The sequence below is a fragment of the Brachybacterium atlanticum genome (assembly GCF_025669985.1).
Lineage (GTDB): Bacteria > Actinomycetota > Actinomycetes > Actinomycetales > Dermabacteraceae > Brachybacterium > Brachybacterium conglomeratum.
Window position 1 is genome coordinate 39,835 of record NZ_JAKJJW010000005.1, and the last position, 16,772, is coordinate 56,606.

The window sequence follows — 16,772 nt, forward strand, 5'->3', positions numbered from 1 at the left end:
GGCGGACGGCCGTGGTGCGGCCGGCACTGCGGACACGAAGGCCCCGGTCAGGGTACCGGAGTACACCCGCCGGGGCCTGTCGCGCCGCGGAGAGGAGAGGTCAGCGCGCGTAGTACTCGACGACCATCTGGACGTCGACCGTGACGGGGACCTCGGCGCGCTTGGGGCGCGAGACGAGCTGGGCCTTCAGCTCGGGCAGCTCGACGGAGAGGTAGGAGGGGACCGACGCGAGCACGTCGGAGTTCCCGCCCTCGGCGGCGATCTGGAAGGGCTCCATGGCCTGCGACTTCGGCTTGACCTGGATGGTCTGGCCGGGCGCGACGCGGAAGGAGGGGCGGTCCACCAGCTGGCCGTCGACCAGGATGTGGCGGTGCACGACGGCCTGGCGGGCCTGGAGGATGGTGCGGGCGAAGCCGGCGCGCAGGACGAGCGCGTCCAGGCGCATCTCCAGCAGCTCGACCATCGACTCGCCGGTCAGGCCCGGCTGCTTCTTGGCGTCCAGGTAGGCGCGGTGCATCTGCTTCTCGCGGAGGGCGTACTGCGCGCGCAGACGCTGCTTCTCCTTGAGGCGGACCGCGTAGTCGGACTCGGTGCGGCGACGGGCGCGGCCGTGCTCGCCCGGGGGGTACGGGCGCTTCTCGAAGTACTTGACCGACTTCGGGGTGAGCGGGAGCCCGAGGGCTCGGGACAGACGCGCCTGGCGGCGCGCACGGGTGACGTTGGTCACGAGGTATACCTCTTGTTCGCGTGTGGTGAATCCAGTCTTGCAGCCGCGGATTCAGCGACCGACTCTACCGCACGCCCCTGTCCGGGTCCATGTCCGACGGGGCTGGTCACACGAGGCTTCCTGTGGAGTGCCTCACGCGCCCGCGCCGGGCGGGGGCGGAGCCTGGTCCAGGATGCGGCGCAGCGCCTCGACCCGGCGGCTCGTGACTTCCTCGTGCCCGTGGCCCTTGGGGTGGTAGTAGCGGGTGCCGACGAGGTCGTCGGGCGCGTACTGCTGGGCGACGACGGCGTGCGGGGCGTCGTGGGCGTACTGGTACTCGACCCCGTGTCCGAGCTTCTTCGCTCCCGAGTAGTGGGCATCGCGCAGATGGGCGGGGACGCCCTGGCCCTTCCCGGCGCGGACGTCCGCGATCGCGGCGTCCAGCGCCTTGTAGGAGGCGTTGGACTTCGGGGCGGTGGCGATGTGGACGACGGCCTGGGCGAGCGGGATGCGCCCCTCGGGCATGCCGAGCATCTGCACGGCCTGCATCGCCGAGACCGCGACCTGCAGCGCGGCGGGGTCGGCCATGCCCACCTCCTCGCTCGCGGCGATCACGACGCGTCGGGCGATGAAGCGGGGGTCCTCCCCCGCCTCGATCATGCGGGCGAGGTAGTGGAGGGAGGCGTCGACGTCGCTGCCGCGCATGGACTTGATGAAGGCGCTGGTGACGTCGTAGTGCTGGTCGCCGCCGCGGTCGTAGCGCAGCGCGGCCCGGTTCACGGCCTGGGAGAGGGTGGCCGCGTCGATCTCCTTGGACTCCTTCATGAGGGCCGCGGCGGCGGCCGCCTCGAGGGAGGTGAGGATCTTGCGGGCGTCCCCGCCGCCGAGCCGCAGCAGAGCCTCGCGGGCATCGCCCGTGAGGGTGACGGCACCGCCGAGCCCTCGCTCGTCGGTGAGCGCGCGGTCCACGAGGGTGTCGAGGTCCTCCCGGGCGAGCGGCTCGAGGGTGAGCACGATCGAGCGCGACAGCAGCGGGGAGATCACCGAGAAGTAGGGGTTCTCGGTGGTCGCGGCGACGAGGGTGACCCAGCGGTTCTCGACGCTCGGCAGCAGCGCGTCCTGCTGCGACTTCGAGAAGCGGTGGACCTCGTCCACGAAGAGGACGGTCTCGCGGCCGACGGTGCGCAGCCGGGAGCGGGCCTGGTCCACCACGTCGCGGATGTCCTTGACTCCGGCGAGCACGGCGGAGACCTCGACGAACTCGCGGTCGCCGGACTGCGCGACGACATAGGCGAGGGTGGTCTTGCCGGTGCCGGGCGGTCCCCACAGGATCACGGAACTCGGCGCGGTGCGGGAGTCGTCGGTGGAGACCAGGCGGCGCAGCGGGCTGCCGGGCTCCAGCGCCGCGTGCTGGCCGACGATCTCCTCGAGGGTGCGGGGGCGCATCCGCACCGCGAGCGGGGCGCGGTGGTCGACGTTGCGGTCCGACAGTGTGCGCGGCGCGGGCGCATCACCGCCCAGCGAGAAGAGGTCCTCGTCCATCCTTCCAGGGTAGGCCCGGCGCCCGTGCGGCGAGGGCCTCGCCCGCGGTGACTCCCGTGACGGCAGGGCTCAGCGGCGCAGGGCGCCCGCGATCCGGCCGGGCCAGGACGGGCCCTCGTAGATGAAGGCGGTGTAGCCCTGGACGAGGTCGGCGCCGGCGGCGAGCCGCTCGCGGACGTCCTCGGCGGTGGTCACGCCGCCGCAGCTGATGACCACGGCCTCCTCCCCCAGCTCGGCGCGGAGCAGTCGGAGGATCTCGAGGGAGCGGCGGGCCAGCAGCGGGCCGGAGAGCCCGCCGGCACCGATCCGCGCGATCTCGGCGCGGTCGGCGCGCAGCTCCTCGGGCCGGGAGATGGTGGTGTTGGTCGCGATGACGCCGGCGAGCCCCACCTCGGCGGCGAGGCGGGCCACCGCCGTGACGTCGGCGTCGTGGAGGTCGGGCGCGATCTTCACGAGCACCGGCACCTCGCGGCGCCGACGACGGGCGGCGCTGCGGCTCTCGTCGACGACGGCCTCGAGGATCGGGCGGAGCATCTCGACGCTCTGCAGGTCGCGCAGCCCCGGGGTGTTGGGGCTGGAGACGTTGATGGCGAGATAGGAGGCGTAGGGCGCGAGCAGACCGGCGGAGAAGCGATAGTCCTCGGCCGCGTCCTCGAGTGCCGTGATCTTCGACTTGCCGATGTTCACGCCGATCACCGCGCGCTGGCCGCGCTCGGTGCGTCGGGCCGCGGCGAGGCGGTGGGCGAGGGCCTGGGCGCCGTGGTTGTTGAAGCCCATGCGGTTGATCAGCGAGCGGTCCCCCACCAGGCGGAAGGAGCGGGGGCGCGGATTGCCGGACTGCGCCTTCGCGGTGACGGTGCCGACCTCGACATGGCCGAAGCCGAGGTCGAGGAACGCGAGCGGGAGCTCCCCGTCCTTGTCGAGACCGGCCGCGAGGCCGAGCGGGGAGGAGTGCTCCGCGCCGAGCACGCGACGACCGGTGCCCGCGGGCCGCATCGGGTCCGGGGTGCCCGTCGCGCGGCGCAGGAGCCGCGGCGCGCCGGGGACCGCGTGCGCGAGCGACAGCGCCCGCAGGGTCAGCAGGTGCGCCTGCTCGGGGTCGAGACGGGCGAGCACGTGACGGAACAGGACGTCGTAGGGCCCGCGACGGGCGGCGGTGTCGGTGGTCACGGGCATACGGTACGCGGTCCGGGCCCCGCTCCCCGGGGCCTAGGGCTCTTCCGGACGCGCCGCAGGAGGTGCTCCGGCCGGGCCGCCGGGGCCCGATGGTCAGGCCTCGGGGCGCTTGCGGGCCCCGAGGAGCATGTAGACCAGCGCGAGCACGGGCAGCGCGAGCGGCACGTAGCCGTAGCCCTGGCCGTACACGCTCCACACGGTCGCCTCGGGGAACAGCACGGGGTCGAGCACGGTCAGGGTGCCGACGGCGAGCACGCCGATCAGCTCGATCACGACGAGCACCCGGGCGACCCTCGAGCGCCGTCCGCCGCGCACCAGCGCGACGGTCACGGCGATGTAGGTCGCCGCCGCGAGCAGCGAGAGGGAGTAGGCCACCGGTGCGCGGTCGAAGTCCCGCAGCACCTGCACCAGGCTGCGCGCGGTCGCCGAGAGGGCGAAGATGGCGTAGACGGCGACGAGGACGATCTCGAAGCCGCGCCCGCCGCGGCTCCTGACCGGCGCGGGACCGCGTCCGTCGCGGTCCGCAGGGCGGTCGTCGGTGCGCGGTGCGGTCATGCGAAGCCTCCCGGCCAGATCTGGTGGATGCGCATCAGGAGCACGAGGGTCACCGCACAGGTCACGGCGATCACCACGCTCCCCCAGCGCGTGCGCTCGAAGGCGCCGAGCCAGCCCCCGCCGACGACGAGCATCAGCCCTGTCAGCACGTACCCGTAGAGCGTCACCCGTTCGGGCGGCGGGCCTGCGGAGGTCGCATCGCGCACGCCGAGGGAGATGCCGAGCACGATCCAGCCGATCGCTGTCAGCGCCGCGACGCCCAGCAGCACGAGGTCGGCGCTGAGATCCTTCGCGGCGTAGTAGATCGCGAGCGCGGCGGTCAGACCGCCCAGCACGGCGACCACGATGCTCAGCAGGCTCATCGGTGCGGCTCCCTCATCGTGCGGTCGGTCCTCCTCCACGGCCGCGGACGGTCGGTCGGGGCCGGGACCTACGATAGGCCCATGCCGATTCTGGAACTGACCGCTGAACCCTTCGTCGACGTCGCCGCCGACGTCCTCGTGCTCCCCCTGGTCGCCGGCGCGGGCGATGCCCCCGCCTCCGTCCCGGGGTCCCCCGAGATCTCCGAGGCCGTCGCGGGCCTCGCCCCCTCCGCCGCGCGGGGGGACCTGCACCGTCTGCCCTCCGCCGGCCTCGCCGCCGCAACCATCCTGCTCCTCGTCGGCGTGGGCGAGGAGGATCTCGCCGCCGTCTCCGCCGAGGACCTCCGCCTAGCCGTCGGCGCCGCGACCCGCTCGCTGACCGGCGTCGGCCGCGCCGCGCTCGCCCTGCCCACCGCGTCCGACGCGCAGCGCGCCGCCGCCCTCGAGGGCGCCGCGCTCGGCGCCTACGCCTTCACCGCGCACAAGACCGGCACCGGAGAGAAGGCCCCCAAGCGGGCCCTGGCCGAGATCGTCCTGCTCGCCGGCGAGGCCGGGACCGACGCCCTCGAGCCCGCGCTCGAGCGGGCCCGTGTCCTCTCCGGCTCCGTCGACCTCGTGCGCGACCTCGTGAACACCCCGCCGAACCTGCTGCCCCCCGCGGAGTTCGCCCGCCGCGCGGAGGAGCTCGTCGCCGACCTCCCGATCACGGTGACCGTGCTGGACGAGGCCGCCCTCGCCGAGGGCGGCTATGGCGGCATCGTCGGCGTCGGCCAGGGCTCGACGCGCCCGCCGCGCCTGGTCCGCCTCGAGTACGCACCTGCCGGGGCGAGCCGCTCCGTCTCGCTGGTGGGCAAGGGCATCACCTTCGACACGGGCGGCATCTCCCTGAAGCCGGCGCCCGGTATGGAGGACATGACCTCGGACATGGCCGGTGCCGCGACCGTGCTCGGCGCGACCGTCGCCGCGGCCCGCCTCGGGCTGGACGTGAAGGTCACCACCTTCCTCGCCCTCGCCGAGAACATGCCCGGCGGCGGCGCCCAGCGCCCCGGCGACGTGGTCACCATGCGCGACGGCACCACCGTCGAGGTGCTGAACACCGACGCCGAGGGCCGCATGGTGATGGCCGACGCGCTCGTCGATGCGGTCGCCGCGGAGCCGGACCTGGTGATGGACGTCGCGACCCTCACCGGCGCGGCCGTGGTCGCGCTCGGCAAACGCACAGGCGGCGTGATGGGAACCGAGACCGCCCGGTCGGCCGTGGTGGCGGCCGCCGAGCGCTCCGGCGAGCCCTTCTGGCCACTGCCCTTCCCGCAGGAGCTGCGCGCCGACCTCACCGGTCGCGTCGCGGACCTGCGCAACATCGGCGAGCGTCCCGGCGGCGCGCTCTCGGCGGGCATCTTCCTCAAGGAGTTCGTGGGCTCGACCGAGTGGGCGCACCTGGACATCGCCGGCCCCGCCTTCGCCAGCGCACCGCTGGGCTACATGGGCAAGGGAGCCACCGGGATGAGCGTCCGCACCGTCCTGCAGGTCCTCGAGGACCACGCCGGGGCCGCGGGGGCGTGATGCTCGCCGCATCGACATCCTGACAGTTGCACGCAACAGGTCCGCCCGGCGCCGCCCGGTGCCCTAGCATGGGGCACGCAGGCGGCGCCGTCGGCCATCCGGGTCTGAATGCGCCGCGGAACACCCAAGACACCGAGGAGCACACAGGTGGCGGACACAACCACTGACCAGTTCGACGTCGTGATCCTGGGCGGTGGCAGCGGCGGCTATGCGGCCGCGCTGCGCGGAGCCCAGCTCGGCCAGAAGATCGCCCTCGTGGAGAAGGACAAGCTCGGCGGCACCTGCCTGCACCGCGGCTGCGTCCCGACGAAGGCCATGCTCCATGTCGGGGAGCTCGCCGACGCACCGTCCGAGGCCGCCGCGGCCGGCGTGGACCTCACCCTCAACGGCGTCGACGCCACGAAGGTCCTCGGCTTCAAGGACAAGGTCATCGGCCGCCTGTACAAGGGGCTCCAGGGCCTGGTGAAGGCCCGCAAGATCGACTACGTCGAGGGCTTCGGCAAGCTCACCGGGCCGAACACCGTCACGGTCGAGACCGAGTCCGGCACCCGCACCCTGACCGGCAAGAACGTCATCCTCGCCTCCGGCTCCTACTCGAAGACCCTCCCGGGCATCGACCTCGGCGGCCGCTTCCTCGACTCCGAGACGGCGCTTCAGCTGCCCGAGCTGCCGAAGAACCCGATCATCCTCGGCGGCGGCGTGATCGGCGTCGAGTTCGCCTCGATCTGGAAGTCGCTCGGCGCGGAGTCCGTGACGATCGTGGAGGGTCTGCCCCACCTCGTCGCCAACGAGGACGAGGCGATCTCCAAGGCCCTCGAGCGGGCCTACAAGAAGCGCGGCATCGCCTTCTCCCTCGGCGTCTTCACCGAGAAGGCCGAGCAGACCGAGACCGGTGTCAAGGTCACCCTCGCCGACGGCAAGGTCTTCGAGGGCGACTACCTCCTGGTGGCCGTGGGCCGCGGCCCGAACACCTCCGGCATGGGCTACGAGGAGCAGGGCATCGAGATGGATCGCGGCTTCGTGCTCGCGAACAAGGAGACCCTCGAGACCAACGTCCCCGGCGTCTACGCCGTCGGCGACATCGTCCCCGGCCTGCAGCTCGCCCACCGCGGCTTCGCCCAGGGCATCTTCGTCGCCGAGCGGATCGCGGGCCTGAGCCCCGCCCCGATCGTCGAGTCCGGCATCGAGCGCATCACGTACTGCGAGCCGGAGGTCGGTTCCGTCGGCGTCACCGAGAAGCAGGCCAAGGAGCAGCTCGGCGAGGACAAGGTCGAGGCCTACGAGTACAACCTCGGCGGCAACGGCAAGTCCCAGATCCTCGGCACCACCGGCTTCATCAAGCTGGTCCGCGAGAAGGACGGCCCGATCATCGGCGTCCACATGATCGGCTCGCGCACCTCGGAGCTGATGGGCGAGGCGCTGCTCATCGTCAACTGGGAGGCCTACCCCGAGGATGTCGCCTCCCTCATCCACGGCCACCCCTCGCAGCACGAGGCCATGGGCGAGGCTGCCCTCGCCCTCGCCGGCAAGCCGCTGCACGCCCACGCCTGAGTCTTCCCAGAGGAGAGAACCCCATGTCTGAAACCGTGAAGATGCCGGCACTCGGCGAGTCCGTCACCGAGGGCACAGTCACCCGCTGGCTCAAGGCCGTCGGCGACACTGTCGAGGTCGACGAGCCGCTGCTCGAGGTCTCGACCGACAAGGTCGACACCGAGATCCCCTCGCCCGTCGCGGGGACCATCGAGAAGATCCTGGTCGAGGAGGACGAGGACGCCGAGGTCGGCGCCGATCTCGCCGTCATCGGCGACGGCTCGGGCTCCGCGGACGCCGGCTCCGGGGACTCCGGCGCCGAGGCCGAGGAGGCTCCCGCCGAGGAGGCTCCCGCAGAGGAGCAGGGCGAGGACCTCGCCTCCGACGAGACCGTCGCCCCGTCCACCGACGAGGAGACCCCCGCCGGGGAGTCCGAGAAGCCTGCGGACGCCTCCGGCGATGCCGCCTCCGGCGCCTCCGGCGGCGCGGCCGGGGGCGAGGAGGTGACGATGCCGGCGCTCGGCGAGTCCGTCACCGAGGGCACCGTCACCCGCTGGCTCAAGGCCGTCGGCGACACCGTCGAGGTCGACGAGCCGCTGCTCGAGGTGTCGACCGACAAGGTCGACACAGAGATCCCCTCCCCCGTCGCGGGCACGGTGCTCGAGATCCGCGTCCAGGAGGACGAGGACGCCGAGGTCGGCTCCGTGCTGGCGATCGTCGGCTCCGGCGCTGCCGCGGCCCCGAAGGCGGAGGAGCCCGCCGCTCCCGCACCCGAGGAGAAGAAGGCCGAGGAGAAGCCCGCAGAGGCCCCGAAGGAGGAGGCTCCGAAGCAGGAGGCGCCGAAGGCCGAGGCCCCGAAGCAGGAGGCTCCGAAGCAGGAGGCTCCGAAGACCGAGGCGCCCGCGCCCGCGGCGGCTGCGGCCCCGCAGGCGGCGGACTCCGTCTCCGGCGCGGAGTCCTCCGGCTACGTCACCCCGCTGGTGCGGAAGATGGCGGCCGAGGCCGGCGTGGACCTCTCGAGCGTCAAGGGCTCCGGCCTCGGCGGTCGGATCCGCAAGCAGGACGTGCAGCAGGCGATCGACGCGCAGAAGGCCGAGGCGGCACCCGCCGCCGCGGCCGCTCCTGCCGCCTCGGCCGCCGCTCCCGCGGCGCCGAAGGTCGAGGTCTCCTCGAAGCGCGGCACCGAGGAGAAGATGCCCCGCATCCGCAAGGTCATCGGCCAGCGGATGATGGAGTCCCTGCACGGCATGGCGCAGCTGACCACCGCGGTCGAGGTCGACGTGACCCGCATCGCGAAGCTGCGCGCGAAGGCGAAGGACGAGTTCGCCGCCCGCGAGGGCGCCAAGCTCACCTTCCTGCCCTTCCTCATGATGGCGGCGATCGAGGGTCTGAAGACCTACCCGCAGCTGAACTCCACCATCGACGACGACAAGGTCGTCTACCACGGCTCGGAGAACATCGGCATGGCGGCGGACACCGAGCGCGGTCTCGTGGTCCCGGTCATCAAGAACGCGGGCGACCTGAACCTCGCCGGCCTCGCCCGCCAGATCGGCGACCTCGGCGGCCGGGCGAAGAGCAACAAGCTCGTCCCCGACGATCTCTCCGGCGCGACGTTCACGATCACGAACACCGGTTCGGGCGGTGCGCTCTGGGACACCCCGATCGTGCCCGCCCCGCAGGTCGGCATCCTCGGCACCGGCACCATCACGAAGCGTCCCGCCGTGGTGCAGAACGCCGAGGGCGACGACACCATCGCGATCCGCTCGATGATGTACCTGTTCCTCTCCTACGACCACCGCATGGTCGACGGCGGCGACGCCGCCCGCTTCCTCACCTTCATGAAGAAGCGGCTCGAGGAGGGCGCGTTCGAGGGCGAGCTCGGCCTCTGAGCCCGTCGCCGCGCGCAGCCATCGGCTGAGCATCGGCAGGGCCCCGGCACCGTCACGGTGTCGGGGCCCTTCCACGTCCCGGCCCTCCTCGGGCGTCTCAGACGGTGCGCGTCTCGAGGATCCTCCAGCGTGCCCCGTCCCAGACCAGCTCGAGATCGAGCTGCGAGGCACCGCTGGTCGGGGTCTCCTGCACGAGGACGGAGCCGTCGCGCACCTGGCCGGCCTCGGTCGAGACGAGCACGCGCAGCACGGCCCTGCCGTCCTCGTCGGGTCCCTCGATCAGCTCGGCCTCGTGCACGACGGGGCCGCTGCCCTGCACCTCGTAGCCCTCGTAGGCCGCGCGGATCCGCTCGTCCTCCTCCTGCGCGGAACCGCCTTCGGCGGCGACGGGCACGTCGGAGGCGCCGGTGAGATAGGAGTGGCGGGAGCCCGCGAGCTCCGCCGCCAGCGCCCACGGGTCCTCGATCTCGGGCACCTGCCCCTCCTGAGAGCTGCCGGCGCCCGAAGGAGCTCCGCCGGCGACGACCGCGGGGGCCTGTCGCGCCGGCTCCGGGCGGTCCGTGGTCAGCGTGATCGCCGCCGCCGCGCCGAGACCGAGGGCGAGCACCACGGCTCCGCTGAGCAGGGCGGTGCGCCGGTGTCGCCGCTGCCCCAGCACCGCGGAGAGCGCGCCGCCGGTCCCGCGCCGACGCGATGAGCCGGCGTCCGCTCCGCCCGCGGCCCGCACCTCCGTGCGCGCTCTGCGCAGCCGGGGCGCCGGAAGCGGCGCCACAGATCCTGCGTCGGCCGCGTCGGCCTCCTCCTCCGCCTCCTCCCGCGCCACCTCCTGCTGTGCCGCGTCCGGCCCCTCCGGCTCTCCCGGTACCCGCGACGGATCCGCCGGACCCGCTCCCGCGGGGGCGTCGAGGAGGCCGGGCAGGTCGAGCGAGGGCGCGCCTCCGCGAGGGAGGGCGTGGATCCGTCGTCGCAGCGTCCTCTCCTCGTCCTCGAGCACGGAGTCGATCCAGTGCAGATCCGCGCTGCGCGCTGCGAGGGACTGCTCATGCCGCAGGCCGCTGAGGTCGAGCACCAGCACGCTGCCGTCGGCCCGGACCCCGAGCCCGCGGCCTCGCGGTGCCCCGAGCACCCAGCCGCGCTCGTGGAGCGCCGCGACGAGGGCCTCGAGGTCCTCCCGTGCCCGGGCCTGCGCCACCCGCTCCCCCGTCGCAGGTGCACCGCCGTCGGCGGCGCGTCGCCCGCGGCGCCGCGCGAGCGGCGGGGCGGTCTCGCGGATGTACCCGTCCTCCTCCATGCCGATCACCTCCGGCGCGGCGCTGATCCCGGCCACCTCGAGCGCGGCGAGCAGCTGCATCTCCGCGGTGACGGACTCCCGCCCCTCCGGGCCCCGCCATCGCACCCGCAGCGCGTCCTCCCGCCCCGGCGCTCCGAGGCTCTCCTCCTCGCGCCCGGCCCGGTCCCCGGCGCCACCGTCCAGGCCGGCGCCCGCGTGTCCCGGACCGTCGACCGTCGGCCCCAGGACGAACCTGTGGCGTCCTCCGCACCTGGCGTGCTCCCCCTGATCCATAGCCACAGTGAACCCCACCGCGACGCGCACCCCTGCTGGTCATCCACAACGTGCAGGTCGCGGCGGGAGTAGCCTGGAGCGATGCTCGATGTGATCCGTCTCGGCCTCAGCGAGCCGCTCCCCCACGAGGACCGGCACGCACAGTTCGACCTGCCCCCGGGGCCGGTGGACTACCGCGCCGCCTGGGACCTGCAGCGCCGGATCCACGCCGAGGTGGTCGCGGGCGAGCGGCCGGACACGCTGCTCCTGCTGGAGCACCAGCCCGTGTACACCGCGGGCAAGCTCACCCAGGACCACGAGCGCCCCCGCGACGGCGCCGAGGTGGTGGACATCGACCGGGGCGGGAAGATCACGTGGCACGGGCCGCAGCAGCTCGTCGGCTACCCGATCGTGAAGCTCCCGATCCCGATCGACGTGGTCGGCTTCGTGCGCGCCCTCGAGCAGGCGATCATCGGCGTCTGCGCCGGGCTCGGCCTCGAGACCGTCCCGATCGAGGGGCGCAGCGGGGTGTGGGTGGCTCCCGAGGGCGAGGAGGAGCGTAAGGTGTGCGCGATCGGGATGCGCGTCTCGAAGCGCGCCACGATGCACGGCTTCGCGCTGAACTGCGCCAACGACCTCTCCTGGGCCCAGAACGTGATCCCCTGCGGGATCGACGACGCCGGCGTGACCAGTCTCAGCCGGGAGCTCGGCCGCAGGGTGCCGGTCGTCGAGCTGCTCGACCCGGTCGCCGAGGCGATGATCGACCTCGTGGCGCACCGCACCTCCGCACGGGCGCTGTGAGCGCCGCGCGCGCAGACGGGATCGATAGACTTCAGGGACGTCGAGACGAGGAGGCATCACTGTGACGATCGCTGCCGAGGGCCGTCGCATGCTGCGCGTCGAGGCGCGCAACGCCGAGATCCCCATCGAGCGCAAGCCCGAATGGATCAAGACCAGGGCCGTCATGGGCCCCGAGTACACGGCCATGAAGCACCGCGTGCACGGCCAGGGCCTGCACACGGTCTGCGAGGAGGCTGGCTGCCCGAACATCTTCGAGTGCTGGGAGGATCGGGAGGCGACCTTCCTGATCGGCGGGGACACCTGCACCCGGCGCTGCGACTTCTGCAACATCGCCACCGGCAAGCCGATGGCGGTGGACCCGATGGAGCCGTTCAAGGTCGCGCAGTCGGTCAAGGAGATGGGCCTGCGCTACTCGACGGTCACGGGCGTGGCCCGCGACGATCTCGAGGACGGCGCGGCGGGGCTGTTCGCCCGCACCTGCCAGCAGATCCACGCGATGAACCCCGGCACCGGCGTCGAGCTGCTGATCGACGACATCAAGGGCCGCGGCGAGCACCTCCAGCAGGTGTTCGAGGCCGTGCCCGAGGTGTTCGCGCACAACCTGGAGACGGTGCCGCGGATCTTCAAGCAGATCCGTCCCGCCTTCCGCTACGACCGGTCGCTGGACGTCATCTCGATGGGCAAGGACGCCGGGATGATCACCAAGTCCAACCTCATCCTCGGGATGGGCGAGACGGACGAGGAGATCCTGGAGTCGATGCAGGCCCTGGTCGACGCCGGCTGCGACATCCTCACCATCACCCAGTACATGCGGCCCTCGAAGCTGCACCACCCGATCGACCGCTGGGTGAAGCCCCAGCAGTTCGTCGAGCTGTCCGAGGCCGCGAGGGAGATGGGCTTCCTCGCGGTGATGGCCGGTCCGATGGTCCGCTCCTCGTACCGCGCCGGGAAGCTCTGGGCGCAGGCGATGCGCGAGCTCGGCCGCGAGATCCCGGAGAACCTCCGCCACCTCGACTCCGATCAGCCCGCCCGTCAGGAAGCTGCGAGCGTCGTCGCCCGCACCCAGCCGGCCGCCGCGAGCTGACGCTCCGCCGGCCCCGAGAGGACACATCCCCCATGGCTCGCACGTCCGAGACCACGTCCGCCAAGGACGACACGAAGAAGCGCGGCAAGCGCAATGCCGACGGCACGAAGAAGCCCGGTCGCCTCAAGCAGATGTTCGAGGTCTTCAAGTACACGCAGGAGGTCGACCGGTCGACCCTGCCGCTGATGATCCTCGCGATCGTCGGCGCGATCGCCGTCGGCGTGCTGCTGACCGTGCTGATCTTCGACAGCCCCTGGTACGGCATCTTCATGGGCCTCGCCGTCGGCGTGCTGATCGCGATGATCATCCTGGCCCGCAAGGCGGAGCGAGCGGCCTTCGACCGCATCAAGGGCCAGACCGGCGCGGCCCTCGCCGCGATGCAGTCGATCCGCCGCGGCTGGAACGTCGAGGACGAGCCGGTGCAGATCGATCCCCGCAGCCAGAAGATGCTCTTCCGCGCCTCGGGCCGGGCGGGCATCGCGGTCGTGGCCGAGGACTCCACGGGCATCTCGATGAAGCTGCTGGAGAAGGAGCGGCGCAGCATCCGGCGCGTGCTCCAGCACGACAACGTGCCGGTCCATCAGATCGTCGTCGGCGACGGCGAGGGCGAGGTGCCGCTGCACAGGCTCCCCACCTACATGCAGCGCATGAAGAAGCAGCTGACCAAGCAGGAGTCCGCACAGGTGACCAAGCGCCTGAACGCGCTGCACCGCTCGCTGCGCCAGCAGGTGCCCAAGGGCGTGGACCCGATGCGCGCCCGTCCGAACCGCAAGGCGATGCGCGGCCGCTGACCCGGCACCCGTCCTCTCGGCGACGCCCCCTCCCGCTCCGGCGGGAGGGGGCGTCGTCCTGTGACAGGCGGCTGTCCGGGGATCCGGGAAGTGGCCGTGACCTTCTCGTGACCTGCGTGACCTTTTCGTGACATTCGGCGTCGACGCAGGTCAGCGGGGTGAAGTGGAGCGGCGCCCTGCGGGTCGACAGGGCGCGTCCAGGGGTGCTGGAGTGCTTTCTCCCGCCGCGCAGGCGAGGCGACGAGCCCCGTCAGAGGGTGACGACCGCGGTGCCTGCGACGACGTCGTGCAGGGGCTGGGTGTCGCGGTTCCAGACCACTGCCGGGAGCACCAGCAGCATCAGCGCGGTGCGCACGACCGCGCGCAGCAGCATCGGGCTGCGGCCGCTGACGGGGACGACCCGCACCCGCAGCAGGAACTGACCCGGGGTCACTCCGAAAAGCGTCAGGAACAGCACGTTCACCGCCGCGAAGAGGATCAGGTTCGCCAGCGGGTCGCCGCCGAACAGCAGGGCCGAGATGCCCACGCACAGTCCCCAGTCGACGATCAGCGAAAGGGGTCGGCGCCAGAACGACGCGACGGCGCCGCGGCCCGAGGCCGGCAGTCCGAGAGCGGAGCCCTTGACGTAGCCGGCCTCCCCGGGCGGGCCGTCCATCCAGGAGCCGAGGTCCTTGCGATCGATCACGGGCGGAGCCTACGCGGCCGTGCTGGGAATCGCCGGGCTCCGCGGGCGCGGGGCACCACTGCCCCTAAGCTTGGTCTCACCCGAGTCCCGGCCGGACGCGGTCCCTCGGCACTCGAGCGGTTCGGCCTCTCGGGGTGAGACAGCACTTAACGCGCCGCACGGCGCGGATGGAGGAGATGTGTTCAACAATCCCAGCGAGATCACGAAGTACATCGAGGAGGAGGGCGTCGAGTTCATCGACATCCGCTTCTGCGATCTCCCCGGCGTCATGCAGCACTTCAACATTCCGGCGAGCACCTTCGACGAGGAGGCCATCGCGACCGGCCAGCTCTTCGACGGCTCCTCGATCCGTGGGTTCCAGGCCATCCACGAGTCGGACATGAAGCTCGTGCCGGACCTGGAGACCGCGTACCTGGACCCGTTCCGCGAGCGGAAGACCCTGATCGTCAACTTCTCGATCGTGGATCCGTTCACCGACGAGCCCTACTCCCGCGACCCGCGCACCGTCGCCTCGAAGGCCGAGGAGTACCTCAAGTCCACCGGCATCGCGGACACCGCGTTCTTCGCGGCCGAGGCCGAGTTCTACATCTTCGACGACGTCCGCTTCAAGACGTCGGTCAACTCCGGCTTCTACTCGATCGACTCCGACGAGGCCGTGTGGAACACCGACCGCGACGAGTCCGAGTTCGGCGGCAACCAGGGCTACAAGACCCGGCTCAAGGGCGGCTACTTCCCCGTCCCGCCGAACGACCAGATGGCGGATCTCCGCGACGAGATCGTCTCCGTGCTCGAGGACACCGGCCTGCAGGTCGAGCGTGCCCACCACGAGGTCGGCACCGCGGGCCAGCAGGAGATCAACTACCGCTTCAACACGCTGCTGCAGGCGGCCGACGACGTCATGAAGTTCAAGTACGTCGTCAAGAACACCGTGTGGGACGCGGGCAAGACCGCGACCTTCATGCCCAAGCCCCTGTTCGGCGACAACGGCTCGGGCATGCACACCCACCAGTCGCTGTGGAAGGACGGCGAGCCGCTGTTCTTCGACGAGCGCGGCTACGGCGGCCTCTCTGACATCGCCCGCTGGTACATCGGCGGCATCATCGCCCACTCCCCCTCGCTGACCGCGTTCACCAACCCCACGGTGAACTCCTTCAAGCGCCTGGTGCCGGGCTTCGAGGCGCCGGTGAACATGGTCTACTCGGCCCGCAACCGCTCCGCCGCCATTCGCATCCCCGTCACGGGCTCCTCCCCGAAGGCCAAGCGCGTCGAGTTCCGCGCCCCGGACCCCTCGGCGAACCCGTACCTGTCCTTCGCCGCGCAGCTCATGGCCGGCATCGACGGCATCCGCAACCGGATCGAGCCGCCCGAGCCGATCGACAAGGATCTCTACGAGCTCCCGCCGGAGGAGCACGCGCAGATCCAGCAGCTGCCCGACACGCTGGGTGCGGCACTGGACGCCCTTGAGGCGGACCACGACTACCTCACCGAGGGCGACGTGTTCCCCGAGGACCTCATCTCCACCTGGATCGAGCTCAAGCGCACCACGGAGATCGATCCGTTCCGCTTCCGCCCGCACCCCCACGAGTTCGAGCTGTACTACGACATCTGAGCCGACAGCGCTCGCGCAGCAGAGACCCCCGTCCCGCCGTCCGGCGGGGCGGGGGGTCTCCGCGTCGATGCACCTCTCCGCCTCAGCGAACGGAGCGGTACTGGCACGAGACGACGGCGCCGTTTCCGGGGGCTCCGCCCACGCCGGACACGCCGATGGTGGCGTAGACGGTGCCGCGCCCGAGCTCGACGCCGGCCGCCGAGGCGGCCTCGAAGAGGGTGCGGGCCCTCGTACGGCCGGGCGAAATGGTGGAGATGTCGTCGCCGAACATCTCGGCGACGAGGATGTATGTCGCCGTTCGGGGCGACGGCGAAAGCCGGACAGCAGGCTCCGGCGGCCGCAGAGGACAGGCGCATGACTTCCTCCGGGTGGGACGGCATCGTCCGGGCCGCCTCGGTCGGGGCAGCCCGTGCCGGGCATGCGGACCCGCGAGCGGCAGGGCGTGCGGGCGACGGCAGAGTATGCCCTGCGTCACTTGCGCGTCAGAGTCCGGACGGTCACGTGTCGCCTGCCTGCGCTCCTGCTCATGGCGTGTTTCGGCGCGTCGCGCACGCTCCCCCGCGGAAACCGTGCGGCTCAGCTCTCCGGGTCGTCCCCGAACACCCGCACCTCCTGGGCGCAGCGGCACGCGACGGCGATCCGGCGCGCCCATTCCAGCGCCTCCTCGCGGGTGGCGAGATCGAGCACGGCGAACCCGCCGTCGATGCGTCGGGTCTGCTCGTAGGTCGTCTCCAGCACGCTGCCGCTGCCGGTGACCATCACCGGGGGCACGGACTCGTCGATCCCACCGCCGAAGACCCACACCCCGGCGGCCTTCGCCTCGCGGACCACGGCATGGGAGTCCGCGGACGCGGCGGCGAGCTCCTCGTCGGACAGGTTCGTCGCGCTGCTGGGGAAGGAGATCAGGTACTTCGCCATCGTCGGCTCCTCTCGTCG

The 16,772-nt window shown here is 72.0% G+C and carries 16 protein-coding genes; 7 read left to right on the forward strand and 9 right to left on the reverse strand.

Going from position 1 to position 16,772, the window contains the following annotated elements; all coding sequences use genetic code 11:
• Positions 1 to 100: 100 nt before the first annotated feature.
• The 5 genes from rpsD to L3K22_RS03680 all read right to left on the reverse strand — a co-directional run bounded on the left by rpsD (position 101) and on the right by L3K22_RS03680 (position 4,341).
• Positions 101 to 727 (reverse strand): 30S ribosomal protein S4, encoded by a 627-nt coding sequence (gene rpsD, locus L3K22_RS03660; RefSeq protein ID WP_010551614.1) that lies wholly within the window; start codon positions 725 to 727, stop codon positions 101 to 103.
• 132 nt (positions 728 to 859) lie between these two features.
• A complete protein-coding gene (locus L3K22_RS03665) occupies positions 860 to 2,248 on the reverse strand; it encodes a replication-associated recombination protein A (protein WP_053915727.1) in 1,389 nt (462 codons plus the stop codon).
• Positions 2,249 to 2,317: 69 nt separating this feature from the next.
• Positions 2,318 to 3,424 (reverse strand): quinone-dependent dihydroorotate dehydrogenase, encoded by a 1,107-nt coding sequence (locus tag L3K22_RS03670; RefSeq protein WP_263310196.1) that lies wholly within the window; start codon positions 3,422 to 3,424, stop codon positions 2,318 to 2,320.
• A gap of 93 nt (positions 3,425 to 3,517) precedes the next feature.
• On the reverse strand, positions 3,518 to 3,979 hold the full coding sequence (locus tag L3K22_RS03675; RefSeq protein ID WP_263310197.1) for a hypothetical protein: 462 nt from the start codon (positions 3,977 to 3,979) through the stop codon (positions 3,518 to 3,520).
• Entirely contained in the window at positions 3,976 to 4,341 is a 366-nt protein-coding gene (locus tag L3K22_RS03680; RefSeq protein ID WP_263310198.1) for a hypothetical protein, read from the reverse strand. The genes L3K22_RS03675 and L3K22_RS03680 overlap by 4 nt, the downstream gene beginning before the upstream one ends.
• 81 nt (positions 4,342 to 4,422) lie before the next feature.
• On the opposite strand from L3K22_RS03680, the gene L3K22_RS03685 reads away from it, so the two are divergent.
• From L3K22_RS03685 to sucB, 3 genes are all read left to right on the forward strand, one after another.
• Positions 4,423 to 5,904 (forward strand): leucyl aminopeptidase, encoded by a 1,482-nt coding sequence (locus L3K22_RS03685; RefSeq protein ID WP_263310199.1) that lies wholly within the window; start codon positions 4,423 to 4,425, stop codon positions 5,902 to 5,904.
• A 147-nt stretch (positions 5,905 to 6,051) separates the two neighbouring features.
• Complete coding sequence (gene lpdA, locus L3K22_RS03690) at positions 6,052 to 7,455, forward strand: dihydrolipoyl dehydrogenase (protein ID WP_263310200.1); 1,404 nt, start codon at positions 6,052 to 6,054, stop codon at positions 7,453 to 7,455.
• A 23-nt stretch (positions 7,456 to 7,478) separates the two neighbouring features.
• Positions 7,479 to 9,323: a 2-oxoglutarate dehydrogenase, E2 component, dihydrolipoamide succinyltransferase gene (gene sucB, locus L3K22_RS03695; protein WP_263310201.1), complete on the forward strand. Its 1,845-nt coding sequence runs from the start codon at positions 7,479 to 7,481 to the stop codon at positions 9,321 to 9,323.
• A gap of 97 nt (positions 9,324 to 9,420) precedes the next feature.
• Here sucB and L3K22_RS03700 read toward each other — a convergent pair whose 3' ends face one another.
• Positions 9,421 to 10,887 carry a hypothetical protein gene (locus L3K22_RS03700; protein ID WP_263310202.1) on the reverse strand — a complete coding sequence of 489 codons (1,467 nt, stop codon included), beginning with the start codon at positions 10,885 to 10,887 and terminating at the stop codon, positions 9,421 to 9,423.
• 81 nt (positions 10,888 to 10,968) lie between these two features.
• Between L3K22_RS03700 and lipB the strand changes: the two genes are divergently transcribed.
• The 3 genes from lipB (at position 10,969) to L3K22_RS03715 (ending at position 13,542) form a co-directional block, all read left to right on the forward strand.
• Entirely contained in the window at positions 10,969 to 11,667 is a 699-nt protein-coding gene (lipB, locus tag L3K22_RS03705) for a lipoyl(octanoyl) transferase LipB (protein ID WP_263310203.1), read from the forward strand.
• Positions 11,668 to 11,728: 61 nt separating this feature from the next.
• On the forward strand, positions 11,729 to 12,751 hold the full coding sequence (gene lipA, locus L3K22_RS03710; protein WP_263310204.1) for a lipoyl synthase: 1,023 nt from the start codon (positions 11,729 to 11,731) through the stop codon (positions 12,749 to 12,751).
• A 32-nt stretch (positions 12,752 to 12,783) separates the two neighbouring features.
• Positions 12,784 to 13,542, forward strand: coding sequence for a DUF4191 domain-containing protein (locus L3K22_RS03715; protein ID WP_263310205.1), 759 nt, complete (start codon positions 12,784 to 12,786; stop codon positions 13,540 to 13,542).
• Between the two features lie 250 nt (positions 13,543 to 13,792).
• Here L3K22_RS03715 and L3K22_RS03720 read toward each other — a convergent pair whose 3' ends face one another.
• Complete coding sequence (locus L3K22_RS03720; protein ID WP_263310206.1) at positions 13,793 to 14,227, reverse strand: RDD family protein; 435 nt, start codon at positions 14,225 to 14,227, stop codon at positions 13,793 to 13,795.
• A gap of 178 nt (positions 14,228 to 14,405) precedes the next feature.
• Here L3K22_RS03720 and glnA point away from each other — a divergent pair, with 178 nt between their 5' ends.
• The gene (gene glnA / locus L3K22_RS03725; protein WP_263310207.1) at positions 14,406 to 15,836 is read left to right on the forward strand and encodes a type I glutamate--ammonia ligase; all 1,431 of its coding nucleotides are present in this window, start codon (positions 14,406 to 14,408) and stop codon (positions 15,834 to 15,836) included.
• 82 nt (positions 15,837 to 15,918) lie between these two features.
• On the opposite strand, the gene L3K22_RS03730 is transcribed toward glnA, so the two are convergent.
• The gene (locus L3K22_RS03730) at positions 15,919 to 16,107 is read right to left on the reverse strand and encodes a hypothetical protein (RefSeq protein ID WP_263310208.1); all 189 of its coding nucleotides are present in this window, start codon (positions 16,105 to 16,107) and stop codon (positions 15,919 to 15,921) included.
• A gap of 305 nt (positions 16,108 to 16,412) precedes the next feature.
• Positions 16,413 to 16,754: a YciI family protein gene (locus tag L3K22_RS03735; RefSeq protein ID WP_263310209.1), complete on the reverse strand. Its 342-nt coding sequence runs from the start codon at positions 16,752 to 16,754 to the stop codon at positions 16,413 to 16,415.
• Positions 16,755 to 16,772: the final 18 nt, after the last annotated feature.